Here is a 13,635-nt window from a genome sequence, read left to right as displayed (position 1 = left end):
AGGAAAGGAGGCACGGGCCGGTGACCGGATTGCCTGGCAGCACCCGCCCCACGCACACGATGCAGACCACTGACAACAGCCTCACCTGGCTCCTGGAAAGCCTGTTGGAACGCACCCCGGGGACCCAACACGCCCTGGTGGTCTCGCGCGACGGGCTGAAGCTCTGCTGGAGCCGGCATCTGACGCTCGACCAGGCCGATCAGCTCGCCGCGATCTGCTCGGGCATCCAGGCGCTCGCCCAGGGCGCCTCGGTCGAGTTCGGCAACGGCAACGGCGGCGTACGGCATTCCATGACCGAGTTCTACGGCGGACTGCTGTTCGTCGTGGAGGCGGGAGACGGCGCGCATCTGGCCGTCGTGGCCGAGGACGGCGCCGATCCGGGCGTGGTCGGCCACCGGATGACCGAATTGGTCGAGCAGATGGGCGAACATCTGCGCGCCGAGCCTCGGCTGCCGTCCCAGGTCGAGGCCCCGGCCCCCTCAAGCAGTAACGGGCAAAGCCCGCAAGGGTATTGACCGACGGGGGACCGTGCCCGGGGCCGGGCCTCCCCTTGCCGCAACGAGGGCAGCCACCTAGGTGGGGTCGTGGCGCACACTCGCCCGGCATTCCGGCAACCCGGGCACAGCACCGAACGCGGGCACTCCGGCTGCCGTGATCAGACACGGCAACGGTGCATTCCGCTTTTCGGTGCCTGGAAGCTAAGCCCGGGCGCAGACACGCGCCTATCCGTGCAGGCGATCTACGGATACGTAAATAAATCAGCCGGGGCGGGTGTTCCAGGTCCGGCTCAGCTGTTGCCGGGACTGCGATTCGAGCTTCCGCCTGGCCCGGGACACGTGCTGTTCAACCGTACGCGGCGACAGGTGCAGGGTAGCGGCGATCTCCCTGTTTGTGAGCCCCGCGTTGGCCAGGTCGATGACCTCTTGTTCGCGAGGGGAGAGCTGGTCCCCGTAGCTCGGGCGGCCGCGACGGCGCTGTTCGGCCGCAGGCTGGTGGGCACGGAGTGTGGCCCGCACCCGCGCGGCGTCCCAACCCGCGCCCACCTCCGTCAGTTGCTGCACACAGGAGGCAAGGTCTTCCACGGCGCCGGCCGCGGCCTCGGCGTCCGCACCCGACTCCAGCGTGCACTGGGCGGCCGCCTCGGTGGTGAGGATCACGGCGTACGGCCGGGGCATCTCGGCGTACACGGCCGCCGCCTGGCGGAAGTAGGTTATCGCCAGGGCCTGTTCGCCGGCCGTCTGCGCCAGGACACCGCGGCACCAGTGGAGTGCGGCCGCGGTCGACGGGACGACGTTTCCCTTCAGCCCGGCCTCGAACTCGGCGACCATGTCCTCGGCTGCTTCCTGGCGGCCTGCCCGGGCTGTCGCCTCGACTGCCCAGGGCGCGAGCTCCGCCGCCCACACCCAGACGCCTTTGTCGCGCACCCTGTCCCAGGCCGCGGCCGCCTCGGACGCCGCCGTGTCGACGTCGCCGCGGGCCAGGGCGGTCCGGATCAAGGCACCGGCGGCCGCCGCCACATGCGGCAGCGGCGAGCCGACGGGCAGCGGATGCCCGTCGCCCGACAGCCAGGCCGCCATCTGCTGCCATTCGCCCTGGGCCAGGGCGAGCATGCCGAGGACGAACCGGGCGTCGGCGGCGGGTCCCGGCATGACTCCGGTCTCGGCGACGAAGGCCCGGGCCCGCCCGGACAGTCCCGTCCACCGGCCGGTGAACCAGTCCAGCAGCAGGCCGCTGCCACGCCCGTCCTGCTCGACGTAGGAGGCTCCGCTGCGGGCCGCCAGATCCAGCCCTTCCTCCAGGAGATCCCCGACGCGCTGCGGATGCCCCAGCCACAGGGCGGCGTCCGCGCCGTTCACCAGACCCCGGGCCACATGCGGCAGCCGCTCGGTGTGATCGGTATCGGTGTCCGTATCGGTGCGCAGCCGTTCCAGCACGTCCCATGCCGTGGGGTCCCCGGTCTCCAGCAGCACGGCGATGGTGTTGGCCGCGACCGCCGTTCGCACTTCGGCGTCGTCGCTGTGGGCAGCCAGCTTCTGGACCTTCTCGAGCCAGTGCAGGTTGCGTTCCAGCGGGACCGCGGACATGACGGGCATGGCGAGCGCCGACATCGCACGTGCGGCGAGCGCCGGCCGTTCCGCCAGCTCGCCGGCCGCCTGCTCGAGTTCCACCCAGCCCTGCAGGCCCATTCCCGCCTGGTTGTAAAGGACCAGCCCCAGGTCGAGCCGGATCTGGCCGCGTACGGCAGGAGGCAGGGACTGATCGTCGAGGATCTGCCGCAGCACCTGCACCGTCTGGTCGGTGTGCAGCCCCAGCACCGCGCTGTGGGCCAGCAGCGGCGCGAGCCGGGCCCGCATCTCCCGGGGGACCGCGTGGTGGGAGAGCGCGTGCTCCAGCAGGTCGATCGCCGTCTGGTGCTCACCGGCCTCGGCGCACTGCCGCGCGGCCCGCTCGACCGCCCTCAGCCAGCCGCGCAGCCGCCCGCCGCGGTGCCGGTGTTCCGCGAGCCGGGTCCACGGCACCGGTTGCCGCTGCGCCAGCACGTCGGCCGCCCGGCGGTGCATCTCCTGCCGCAGCGGCCCGGGCATTTCCTCGTAGACGGCCGCGCCCGCCAGCGGCGAGGGGAAGCCGTACACGTCCCGGCCGGCCTCCTGGAGTACGGCTCTGCGCAGGGCCGCGACGAGCGCCTGCCGGCCGGTTTCGGCGGGCAGCGCGCCCACCGCGTACAGATCCTCGGCGCTGCTGGGCTCATCCAGCACCGCCGCGGCCCGGACGACGGCCCGGTGCTCCTCCCGCAGCGCGGCGAGTCGGCCGAGGACCAGCTCGGCCAGCCGTACGGGCGTCCCCGTGGCGTCCACGTCCTTGGCGGTGTACCGCTCCTTCGGCCCGCACACGTCCTCGAGCTGGCGCACCAGGTCGACGACTACCTGGGGCACGCCGGCCGAGCGCTCATGGATGCGGGCGACCAGTTCCGGCGGACAGCTCTCGGCGCCGAGCCGCTCCTCGACCATCAGGCGCACCTGTTCGGCGTCGAGTGGCATGAGGCGTATCCGCAGCAGCGACAGCCGGGCGGGATAGGTCACGGCCCGGCCGAGGACCAGTCCGGGCTCGGCCAGTTCCTCGGGCCGGTAGGCCAGTACGGCAGCGAGCCCGGCGGGCGGCCGCTCCAGCACTCGTCGCAGCAGTTCCTGGCCGCCCCGGTCGGCGCGGTGCACGTCTTCGGCGATCAGCAGGACCGGACCGTCGGATTCCAGCAGCGGCACCAGGTCGTCGGCGAGCGCGGTTGCGTCCGGGTACAGGCGCGGCGGCAGGGGAAGCGGCTCGTGGCGCGCCCGCCCGGCGGCCCGGCCGCTGCCCGCATCCGAGCGCGCCGAGCGGACAGCGTGGTGGGCGAATGCGACGCCGGACGCGGTGAAGGTCAGGACCACGCCTGGTCGCGGGCCGGTCTCCGCGGCCTCGAGCAGCCGGTCGACCAGTCGGCTCTTGCCGACTCCGGCCGACCCCTCGATCAGGAGCAATGCCGGTTGCCGGGTGGGATGGGCGAGCGTCTGTTTCAGCCACCGTTCCCAGGCCTCGTCACTGAGCGTGCTCACCGGCTCACTCTCCTCGACATTTCCGGTCATTTCATTTCTTTACGTATCCGTACTTCAGTCTCCCCAATTGCGCGAGTACGCGGCGACCATGAGCCTAGAGCTGCCGCCCGGGCATCCCCTGGGCAAAAAAGGAGCCGACGTGATCGCATCAGAGGAGTCCTCCCACCCTCCGTCTTCCGGCCTTGTGCCGCATAGCGGAATCTCGGGTCTGGCCCAGTGTGCGATGTCGGCGACACCAGAAGCGGTGCGCATGCTGAGACATTTCGCCCGCGCCGCGGCGCACCGCTGGCGGCTGGCCGACGACTTCCACGAGGCGCTGTCGGTGATCGTCACCGAGCTGGTCAGCAATGTGGTGCTGCACAGCGGCAGCCCGTGGGTCGCGGTGGCCATCAAGGTGCGCGGCAACACCCTGACGACCCAGGTCAGGGACGGCGGGCGGTGGAAGCACCGCCCGGTGCGGCGTCAGGAGCCGCTGGACGCGCATGCCGACTGCGGTCATGGGCTGGGGCTGGTGGAGTCCTTCGCGACACGGATCACCACACGCAGCCTGGACGCCGGCAGCGTAGTGGTGGCGGAGATCGTCATGCCCGCCCGGTACGGCGGGCCGTCCGTCTAGTCGCGACGGGGCCGGGGGCAGGCCCCCGGCGCTCAGTCCGTCTCGGACGCCTCGCGGTGGCCCTCGGCCAGCACCAGGTACATCGCGGCGTTGAGCTTGATCCCCTCGCGCTCCTCCTCGGTCAGCTCGCGCTTGACCTTGGCGGGCACGCCCGCGACCAGGGAGCCGGGCGGGACGCGCATCCCCTCGGGTACGAGCGCCTGCGCCGCGATCAGCGACCCGGTACCGATGTGCGCGCCGTTGAGGACGGTCGCCCCCATGCCGACAAGTACGTCGTCCTCGACGGTGCAGCCGTGCAGCACGGCGTTGTGGCCGACCGATACACGCTCGCCCACAGTGACCGGGAAGCCCGGGTCGACATGCACCGTGCAGTTGTCCTGGATGTTGGTCTCGGCGCCGAGGACGATAGGACCGCAGTCCGCGCGCAGCACGGTGTGATACCAGACGCTGGAGCCCGCGGCCATGGTGACCTCACCGATCACGACGGACGTGGGAGCGGTGAAGGCGTCCGGCGCGATGCTCGGCTTCTTGCCGCCCACCCCCGCGATCAGCGCCTGTCCTGCCATCGCCTTCTCCTCGTTCATGGACTCGTTCAGGGGCCGGTTCATCTCGGGCCGCTCAGTCACCGGCGGGCACGGGCTCCGGTTCGGCCACCGCCGGACGGGTCTGCGCCTGTGCGGCCGCCTTCTTGGCGCGGCTCTTGAGCACCAGCATCGAGGTGAGTCCGATCAGCACGGCGAGGACCAGGCCGAGCCAGGAGAACCGCTTGAGCCAGGCCTCGGCGACCACACCGACGGAGTAGATGACGGCAGTCGTGCCGCCGGCCCAGAGGATCCCGCCGAAGACATTGGCGATGAGGAACTTCCAGTACGGCATCCGCAGCACGCCCGCGAGCGGCCCGGCGAAGATACGCAGCAGGGCGACGAAACGGCCGAAGAAAACGGCCCACATGCCCCACTTCTCGAACGACCGCTCCGCCATGGCGATCTGCGCGTCGCCGAAGTGCTTGGGGAACTTCCCACCGAGCCAGGTCAGCAGTGGGCGCCCGCCCTTGCGGCCGATGGCGTACCCGATCGAGTCGCCGATGATCGCGCCGGCGGTCGCGCAGGCGCCGAGGATGTACGGATTGATGTCCCCGTGCTGTGAGGCCAGCAGCGCCGAGCTGACAAGGACGATCTCGCCCGGCAGCGGGATGCCGAGGCTCTCGAGCCCGATGACCACCCCCACCAGGAGGTAGATGCTGACCGCAGGGACGGTCTCGAGCCACTCCTGGACGTGCAACGCCGGTTCCTCCCGAGTTTTTGGGCCTGTGCTGCCCGGTGTACGCCCCCGTCGGCGTACGCCGGGCAGCCTACCTGGTCAGCGATGCGCCAGCCCCAAGGGCCTCAGGCGCCCGGGCGCAGCGTCCACACGATCGTCATCTCGCCGGTCACCGCGCCGTCCGCGCGCTGAATGGCGATCTCCACCGGGAACTCCGGGCGCTCGCCCGCGTCCAGCTCCGCGACGACGTCCGCGATGGGACGGCCCAGGGTGGCGGTCGCCGTGACGACTCCCATCGCCAGCTTCTTGTAGCCGATTTCCGCCTTGACGGCGAGCGGCACGGCCCGCGTCATCTGGTCGCCGAAGGCGGCGATGACGATCGCGCCGCTCGCGGACTCGGCGAGCGTGAACATCGCCCCGGCGTGCGGTCCGCCGACGTGGTTGTGGAAATCGGGCTGGTCCGGCAGGCGGACGACAGCACGCTCGGCGGTGGTCTCAACGAACTCCAGGTTGAGGGTCCGGGCCATGGGGACGGTGGCGGCGAGCATCTCGCCGACGGACATCTGATCAGCGCTCATGGACGGGATGTTACCCGCGAGTAGCGCTAGTGGCCATCCCTGGTCGGGGGCGGCCGTAGCCCCCGTGACACGGCACCTCTATCGTTACTCGCCATGTGGCCAGGACAGCAGCCGCCCGGGGGCGAGCAGAACCCGCAGGACCAGAACCCGTACCAGCAGCCGGGGTACCAGCAGCCGAATCCGTACCAGCAGCCCGGCTACCAGCAGCCTGGGCACCAGCAGCCGGGCTACCAGCAGCAGCCCAACCCGTACCAGCAGCCGACTGTGCCGCAGTACGGCGTGCCCGGGCAGCCGCCCGGTGGGCCCCAGCCGCCGCAGGACAACAAGAAGAAGACGACCATCGTCGCGATCGTCGCGGCCACGGCAGTCGTAGCGGCTGCGGTGGTCACGGGCGTCATCGTGCTGAAGGACGACAACAAGGGCACCGAGGACGAGGGCAGCAAGGTCAGCTCCTCGAAGACGCCCGCGGCGGACAAGCCCAGCCAGGCTCCCGCGTCGCCGACCGAGAACCCCCGCGGCGGCGATGAGGGCAAGCCGACCATCGCGGGCTGGAAGGTCGTCAGCAACCCGAAGCACGGAACGCAGTTCGACGTCCCGCCCTCCTGGGAGGTGGCCGGTTCGAGCATCAGCACCTTCTTCGAGGACGAGAAGAAGGGCGACGGCTCGCCGGTCGTCGTCATGTCGGCTCCGGCCCACTACAAGTCCAAGTGGTGCACGTTCGACACCGACAAGGACGGCAAGCTCGAGACGTGGGGGCAGAGCTCGGTCGGCACCAAGGGTGGCAAGGGCGCCACCGACAGTGCCACGGCTGCCTACAACGAGGCCGGCAACTGGGTGTGGGCGGGCTACGCGCAGACCGAGCCCAAGGGCACGGTCAAGATCACCAAGGCCAAGCCGTACACCACCAAGTCCGGCCTCAGTGGAAGTGTCGCGACGGCCACCGCGCTCGGTGTCAAGAAGGAGAACAAGTGCGAGACCGACGGCAAGTCGATCGCCTTCACCTTCAAGGACAGCAAGGGTGACTTCAAGAGCTGGGTCCTGTACGCCAACACCGGCGTCAAGGACGAGGTCCCGGACGCCACCATCGCACAGATCCTGAGCACGGTCCGGCTGGCGGGCACGCCCACCGGCTAATCCGTTTGGCATGGCGGTCCGGCAGCGGGGATAGTCCCGAGGTGACCACTCCCGCCGCCGAACTCCGCCGCCGTGCGCGCGTCCCCGAGTGGGCCGGACGCAACTACACCCTGCTGACCGCCGCCGCGATCGTCACCAGCCTGGGCACCCATGGTGCGCTGATCGCGGCGGCGTTCGCGGTTCTGCAGTCCGGCGGGGACGGCGGCGACGTGGGCCTGGTCGCGGCGGCCCGCACCCTCCCCCTCGTGCTCTTTCTGCTGATCGGCGGCGCGATCGCCGACCGGGTGCCGCGGCACCGCGTGATGGTCGCCGCCAACGCGCTCAACTGCGTCTCGCAGGCGGTCTTCGCCGTGCTCGTCCTGGCCGGCGATCCGCAGCTGTGGCAGATGATGCTGCTGACCGCGCTCTGCGGCACCGGCCAGGCGTTCTTCAACCCGGCCGCAGAGGGCATGCTGATGTCCAGCGTCAGCGGCGAACAGGCCGGCCGGGCCTTCGCGTTGTTCCGCATGGCCATGCACGGCGCGGCGATCGGCGGAGCCGCGCTCGGCGGCGCGCTGATCGCGGCGGTCGGTCCGGGGTGGGTCCTGGCCGTGGACGCAGCGGCATTCGCGGTCGCGGGCGCGCTGCGTGCTTTCCTCGACGTCAGTCATATCCGCCCGCGCCGGCCCGGCGGCGGGCTGCTGGCCGATCTGCGCGACGGCTGGAAGGAGTTCAGCAGCCGGCCGTGGCTGTGGGGCATCGTCGCCCAGTTCTCGGTGGTCGTCGCCGTGGTCGGGGCTGCCGAGTCGGTGTACGGGCCGCTGGTCGCCCGGGACGAGCTCGGCGGCGCGGGCCCCTGGGGCATTGCGCTCGCCGCGTTCGGCGTGGGCACCCTCGGCGGGGCACTGCTGATGATGCGCTGGAAGCCCCGCCGGATGCTGCTCGCCGGGACGCTGTGCGTGTTCCCGCTGTCCGCGCCATCGGCCGCGCTCGCCGTACCGCTGCCTGTCGCGGGACTCGCGGGGGTGATGCTTCTCAGCGGTGTGGCGATCGAGGTGTTCGGGGTCGCGTGGATGACGGCACAGCACCTCGACAGATGTAGCCTCTCGATTGACGCGCTGACAGGTCCGGATGCGACGGTCGGCCGGGCTGCACGTGTCGGTCTGAGGAGCCGTCAGGCCCTGGGAAGCTCCACGACTCCCCGCTCCTTCTGACACCTTGTGGCACGGGCCGGCTCTCTCGATGCGAACTACCGGCGGGGCGGCCGCTGAGGTCGACTGCCCCCTGCTCGGCATGTGTCCGAGTGTTCTGACCACCGCGTTAGGAGCGAGGTGGGGCCTGACCTGCGGGACGCCGACTAAGGCGTCTGCTGGCTGTGCCCCGTCGGCAGCCGCAGTTCCCCGTGAGTCCCCGCCCCATCTGGCGCGGTTGTGGCACAGGGGACTCTCGATCCGTAAGCACCTCACCCTTTGAGGCTCGCCGGTCCAGCGTTGGGCCCACTCCCTGCGCGAGCATCGTCGTTCGCTGGCGTCCGCCCTCGTTGATGTGAGATGTGCTATGTGAGCACATCGTCCCTTGGTCATCAGCCCGGACGCTCTCGCGTAACTCCCGCCGATCTTCGCTCAATCCACCGTCCTACGCGTACTGCGAGGATCAACTTCTGTCAGCCGCTACGACACCATGAGTTCGATCTCAGTAAGCAAGTTCGTAAGGGGTGGGCAAGGGTGAGCAGAATCGATCATAAATTGCCCGGGCCACAGTGAACACCGGAGTATTTTCCCGAGGCCCTCAATCTGCACCGCCCGTTTACAGACAGTCACCCGCGTGCCATCATGGGAAGTGCGTAAGACCACTCCCGACTCTAATTCTAAGGATTGAAGTTGAGGCGACTCACTGAGGCCGCAATAAGCTCCTTAAGGAGAAGATTCAGGGTCAGTCTTCAGCGAGATATTGAACCGGAGAGCGACGCTGGCAGGTCAATACCGCCTCGACCGTCAGATATAGACTCGTCAACGGTTACAGCTAGCGAACCAGTTAGTGCCCTTTCTTCCTTCAGAGGTAAATGGGTCTGGACTGCCGGAGTGGCCGCAGCAGTGGTCGGCACAGTCGTTAGTGCAATTCTCACGGGTTGGTTTCAGGAGGCCGCCCCAGACCTATCTCGTCGAGCTCTGGGTTCTCCCGCTTTGGAAGTGCGCTTCGCGGCCGATATCTCTGATCAAACCGCTCCTTTTGCTCTGCAGAAGCCCGTGACGACTCCACAGGATAGGGCAATGCTGGTAGAGCCTACATCTAGCAGGGAGTGGCAGAATTTCATTCGCGAAAAGAATGCAGCGCCGGTGGATCGAGCGGATATGCAGATTGTTCTGGAGGGCGGGCGAAGTAAGATACGGATAGTAGATCTTCGGCCACGCATTCTACACAAGAGTACTCGCTGGGGCGGAGCGTACTTCATACCTGCAACGGCGGGTGAAGTAGAAGCTATTTCAGTATCTGCCGATCTAGATCACCCCGATCCGCATTTCACGCAAGGCAAAAAGGGGAGCAGGAATTATTTCCATGAAAAACAACTCGAGTTGGCACGCGGGGAGCAGGTGACGTTAACGATTTCCGTGACGGCTAAAGCCGCCGCGTACGAGTTTGATTTTGTTGCTACCGTAATCGCCGATGGCAAAATCCACGATGTGCCTATCAGGCTTCCGGGCAAAAAGCCATTCCTGATCACGGCGCGTCAAGCAAAGCCCAGCGGTTACAGCCAAGTATTCAAGGAGCAAGGTGAAGCTTGGGTGCAGGCGCCGGCTGCCGGAAGGGTCTGGTGCAAAGTTGTCGGTGACGAGAAGTGTTAGCCAGCGTTCCTGGCCCACTGCACGACTTTACGCTCTTGTGGCAGTGACGATGCTTGCGTTGGCCTTATGCCCGCTAACCGGAAATTCCGGATGGAAATCCGGTAGTGATCCGACGCTTCCAGGTCTGCGAGAAGTGTGGCACGTGGACCTTACTGTCCATGACGACATGCAGCAGCAACCGCTGCCCGAGCTCGTGGATCAGTACGTCGTCAACCGCACCAAGGATGAGTCCGGTTTAGAGGTCAGGCACGCCGCCACCGGCGAGAAGATCAGAGAAATGCGCCCGGAGGGCGGACGAAGGATAAAGCTGCACACAGTTCAAATCGCAGGAACGAGTCAATTAGGTGTAGCCTCGTCTCCGATTAACGAGCCCTACAAGGTTGCGTTCGGAATTTTTGATCCTGCAACTGGGAGATCGACGTGGCGCAACAGTTTCTTCATATTGGACGCTGACGTACTGGAACCACGAATTTACTTCAACGACCAAACGGTTGTGGCTGCGTCAGGAACAGAACCTGGGACTGCTGTGGTCTACAGCTTGCATACAGGAGATCCGCTTTGGGAGTTCCGAGGGGGAGAATCGGCATTTTCCTTACACTCTAACCCTAAATGTAAGGTGGCCTTCCAGTCGGCGGGAAACGCTTTCGTCGATCTGTCGTGGTGCCCCAATATGTACGGCTTCGGCTTGCTCAGATATAGAGACCTATTCTCAGGCCGTCTGTACTGGGAGCGCCCTGTATCGCTACCGACGGAAATACCGCCATACTTCTATGACGACCTTGGCTATCTCAACCGACAGGAATTGTTGATTTCGGAGGCTGGGGATGTCGCGTTCAACAATGGGCAAGATGAATTTTTCGTTTACAGCCGTAGCGGACGTCTGCTGCGTGCCGGGAAGGGGGCAGTCTCCAAACCGATTCGGATCGAGTCCATGCTGTATGTTACGCGATCCCTTGCTCCGGCCGACACGGTTGCTTCTCGTCCCACCTTGCTTGAAGCGATCGACGTAAACACGGAAAGAGTGGCGTGGAAGACTGCGACATATGCGAGGGGCTTTGAACTCTGGAGTGGGCGACTTATTGGAATGGTAAGTAAGGAGGAATGGCCTCTTCCGGCTTTCCTGGAGCAGGTTGATATTAAAAGAGGGAGACCTCATGAGATCCCTTTGGGTGCAGTCGAATTCCACATCGCAATGGCGGGAGTGGGGGACGGTCACCTGGCCACATGGGAAGAGACTGGGCAGAAGTCCAGCGCTGATGGTCTTAACATCACGGTTGGGCGCCTAACCGTCTATGCCCAGGGCTCGCGCGAGGCAACCCGCTTTATGGCCCTCGGTGGAGCGTTTCCTTCCGCATGGCCCAATGCGTGTGCGACGTTACCTCACAGCAAGCTTTCAGTAGCGCATCGCTACACTCCAGTGCCGCGCCGTCGCAGCGTCTTTGGGGTAAAGCTGCCGCAACCTGCCGCCTGTACGTTCGTCCCAGATAGAGGCGGGGCGCCTACAATACGTGTTTCGGTAGAGTGGACAGCCCCAACAGAGAGCATGGCTAAGCGGCTCATGGCCTCACGGACGTGGCTGGCAAGAATGCAGTATCAACCTATTTATCAGCTTGGTCCACGCAGGATCGCGTACGTGGAAACTCCGCCTAGCGGGCACGTGTATGCAGCGTACGTTCGCAAGGGATCGACAATCCTGCGCATCACGACCGCGCCCAACACTCCGACTGTTGTACGCCACGCCGCAGCCCTTGCGTCTGGACATGAGTAAAGGATGGCTACCTTAGCTGCCCGCCGAGGCTTCCTGGAGGACCCGTACCTCTGTTCTGGCAGACAGCGCGGTCCGCTGAGTGCTAAGCGCCCAGCCAAGTCCACCAGCGATCTTGAAAACCGTCGTGGCGCGAGTCATCGTGGGTTCAAGTCCCACCCACCGCAGTGGGTGAGAGCCTCTGACCAGCGACATTGGTCGGGGGCTCTCTCCGTTTCCGGTCCCCGTGATTGACCGCTGTTCTCCGTGGTTTCCCGGCCGATCAGGCACAGAGGGGGCACGCGAGCCCTTGTCTCACAGGATCCTTTGGAAAATTGCGGCAGGCTGCTTTCGTGCTGCGTAAGGTGACTGGCCGTGGCAGACGCATGGGCGGTCCTCCAAGGCATTGGTGCAGGGGCCGGAATGGTGGCGTTGACCACCCAGGCCGTGACAGCGTGGCGTCGCCGACATGCGCCGCGTGACGTTGACGGTCTGCGACAGCTGCTGGATACCGCATATAGCCACGTACTGCCGATTGCTTCTCGACCCGTCCACGGCAGTCCTTCACTAGACCTGGTGGAGGACGATGAGGCAGTCACAGGTGTAATTGACATGTCTCGGTATGCCGGTCGATTGAAAGATCCGGTTCTGGCTTCGGCCGTACGTGAGGCGGGGCTGAAGTACCACCTTGCCTTCGCTCTCGGCACCAACCTCAACCAGCCACCCGGCGAACGTGACCAAGCCATGATCGATCAACAGAACGAAGCTGCGCAGGCGTCATTGGAGGCTATCCGCCGAGCCGTCGACCGTTTGGACATGATCGAGCGGCGGCTGCGTCCCTGAGGTCGGCGGAGCCTCAATGGCCAAGTCAAGCTGACGGGGGCGCCGTCGATTGAAAACGGCGCCCCGCGCGGTACACAGGCTTTGAGGTCTGGCCGCATCCTTAATCAGGTCGATCGGGAGCCAACTCCCACCCTACTCGCTGGCGAGATTTGCCCGGTCAGCGCTCCGCTCGGGTTCGCCGTGGACCGCCCTGGTTTGCTGCTGTTGGTGTCAGCCGCTGATGTCGGCAGAATAACGGGGCTTGACGGCCCCGACGGTGAGGTTCCCTCGGGGCCGCTTCCGCAGCTCTATGCGCGGAACATCGACTGGGCGATCGTGGTCGTCACCGATTTCGGCAGTCGCGCCATGGGCGTCCGGAACACCTTGATGGCCGGCGGCGCTGCCATGGTCCGAGCGATCGACTGCCGCTGCGCTTCGATGACCGGTGCCAGCATCCTGGCTGCCGACTGTCGCTGCATCTCGATGACGGGTGCCATGGTCCGAGCGATCGACTGCCGCTGCGACGCGATGACGGGTGCCATCAGCCGCCGTGTCACTTCCTGACGAGCCCGCTGCGCCTCGATGACGGGTGCCATGGTCCGAGCGATCGACTGCCGCTGCGCTTCGATGACCGGTGCCAGCATCCTGGCTGCCGACTGTCGCTGCATCTCGATGACGGGTGCCATGGTCCGAGCGATCGACTGCCGCTGCGACGCGATGACGGGTGCCATCAGCCGCGCGACGAGCCCGACATCCTGATTGCCGTAGTGAGTGGGCGCATCGGTCGTTGCCGCCAGCTCGCACTCGTGGGCTTCCAAAGAAGAAAGCCGGGCAAGGGCCGCGCTGTACGGGATGTTCTCGTAGCTGGCGAGCCTGCGGGCCTTCTGCTTGAGAGAGTTGGTGCCTTTCTTGGTCACAGCCTTCTCCACATCTCGGTGAGCCCCACGTCCCCACCAGATCATGGCTGTTGCCAGGGTGAGAGGATCAGCGTGGGCCCCGAGGGCCTTGACCGTCTGTGCTGCATGCGACGTGGGCGCAGGCTGCTGCGGATCGGCGTACACGACTTGCC

11 protein-coding genes and 1 pseudogene are annotated in these 13,635 nt (G+C 66.5%); 7 read left to right on the top strand and 5 right to left on the bottom strand.

The annotated features are described in order from the left end of the window. The first annotated feature begins 59 nt into the window (after positions 1-59). Positions 60-515, top strand: coding sequence for a roadblock/LC7 domain-containing protein (locus ACH492_RS35230; protein WP_398992816.1), 456 nt, complete (start codon positions 60-62; stop codon positions 513-515). A 243-nt stretch (positions 516-758) separates the two neighbouring features. Here ACH492_RS35230 and ACH492_RS35225 read toward each other — a convergent pair whose 3' ends face one another. Further along, positions 759-3,590 carry an ATP-binding protein gene (locus ACH492_RS35225; protein ID WP_398992745.1) on the bottom strand — a complete coding sequence of 944 codons (2,832 nt, stop codon included), beginning with the start codon at positions 3,588-3,590 and terminating at the stop codon, positions 759-761. 88 nt (positions 3,591-3,678) lie between these two features. Between ACH492_RS35225 and ACH492_RS35220 the strand changes: the two genes are divergently transcribed. Next, positions 3,679-4,206 carry an ATP-binding protein gene (locus tag ACH492_RS35220; protein WP_398992814.1) on the top strand — a complete coding sequence of 176 codons (528 nt, stop codon included), beginning with the start codon at positions 3,679-3,681 and terminating at the stop codon, positions 4,204-4,206. A 32-nt stretch (positions 4,207-4,238) separates the two neighbouring features. Here ACH492_RS35220 and ACH492_RS35215 read toward each other — a convergent pair whose 3' ends face one another. The 3 genes from ACH492_RS35215 to ACH492_RS35205 form a co-directional block, all read right to left on the bottom strand. Further along, positions 4,239-4,772, bottom strand: coding sequence for a gamma carbonic anhydrase family protein (locus ACH492_RS35215; RefSeq protein ID WP_398992812.1), 534 nt, complete (start codon positions 4,770-4,772; stop codon positions 4,239-4,241). A 52-nt stretch (positions 4,773-4,824) separates the two neighbouring features. Further along, positions 4,825-5,487, bottom strand: coding sequence for a DedA family protein (locus tag ACH492_RS35210; RefSeq protein ID WP_398992743.1), 663 nt, complete (start codon positions 5,485-5,487; stop codon positions 4,825-4,827). 104 nt (positions 5,488-5,591) lie between these two features. After that, positions 5,592-6,029, bottom strand: a complete 438-nt coding sequence (locus ACH492_RS35205; protein WP_398992810.1) for a DUF4442 domain-containing protein — start codon at positions 6,027-6,029, stop codon at positions 5,592-5,594. A 108-nt stretch (positions 6,030-6,137) separates the two neighbouring features. Here ACH492_RS35205 and ACH492_RS35200 point away from each other — a divergent pair, with 108 nt between their 5' ends. The 5 genes and pseudogenes from ACH492_RS35200 (at position 6,138) to ACH492_RS35180 (ending at position 12,587) form a co-directional block, all read left to right on the top strand. Further along, positions 6,138-7,178, top strand: a complete 1,041-nt coding sequence (locus tag ACH492_RS35200; protein ID WP_398992741.1) for a hypothetical protein — start codon at positions 6,138-6,140, stop codon at positions 7,176-7,178. 41 nt (positions 7,179-7,219) lie between these two features. Further along, positions 7,220-8,245: pseudogene (locus tag ACH492_RS35195) on the top strand (MFS transporter); the annotation flags it as partial. Positions 8,246-9,238: 993 nt separating this feature from the next. Beyond that, positions 9,239-10,000, top strand: a complete 762-nt coding sequence (locus tag ACH492_RS35190) for a hypothetical protein (RefSeq protein ID WP_398992739.1) — start codon at positions 9,239-9,241, stop codon at positions 9,998-10,000. A gap of 142 nt (positions 10,001-10,142) precedes the next feature. After that, on the top strand, positions 10,143-11,768 hold the full coding sequence (locus tag ACH492_RS35185) for a PQQ-binding-like beta-propeller repeat protein (protein ID WP_398992737.1): 1,626 nt from the start codon (positions 10,143-10,145) through the stop codon (positions 11,766-11,768). Between the two features lie 552 nt (positions 11,769-12,320). Continuing rightward, positions 12,321-12,587 carry a hypothetical protein gene (locus tag ACH492_RS35180; RefSeq protein WP_398992735.1) on the top strand — a complete coding sequence of 89 codons (267 nt, stop codon included), beginning with the start codon at positions 12,321-12,323 and terminating at the stop codon, positions 12,585-12,587. Positions 12,588-12,874: 287 nt separating this feature from the next. Here the strand turns inward: ACH492_RS35180 and ACH492_RS35175 are convergent, their stop codons facing one another. After that, positions 12,875-13,627 carry a hypothetical protein gene (locus tag ACH492_RS35175; protein ID WP_398992733.1) on the bottom strand — a complete coding sequence of 251 codons (753 nt, stop codon included), beginning with the start codon at positions 13,625-13,627 and terminating at the stop codon, positions 12,875-12,877. Positions 13,628-13,635 lie beyond the last annotated feature (8 nt).

Origin of the sequence: Streptomyces sp. NPDC019443, from assembly GCF_044389785.1 — a bacterium.
In the GTDB taxonomy this organism is placed as follows: Bacteria; Actinomycetota; Actinomycetes; order Streptomycetales; family Streptomycetaceae; genus Streptomyces.
The sequence above is the reverse complement of the archived record's forward strand: the minus strand, read 5'-3'. Positions and strand labels throughout refer to the sequence as shown.

Coding starts and splice junctions, on each gene's coding strand:
- ACH492_RS35215 (WP_398992812.1), bottom strand. CDS start 4,772: ATGGCAGGACAGGCGCTGATCGCGGGGGTGGGCGGCAAGAAGCCGAGC.
- ACH492_RS35220 (WP_398992814.1), top strand. CDS start 3,679: ATGAGCCTAGAGCTGCCGCCCGGGCATCCCCTGGGCAAAAAAGGAGCC.
- ACH492_RS35230 (WP_398992816.1), top strand. CDS start 60: ATGCAGACCACTGACAACAGCCTCACCTGGCTCCTGGAAAGCCTGTTG.
- ACH492_RS35200 (WP_398992741.1), top strand. CDS start 6,138: ATGTGGCCAGGACAGCAGCCGCCCGGGGGCGAGCAGAACCCGCAGGAC.
- ACH492_RS35205 (WP_398992810.1), bottom strand. CDS start 6,029: ATGTCCGTCGGCGAGATGCTCGCCGCCACCGTCCCCATGGCCCGGACC.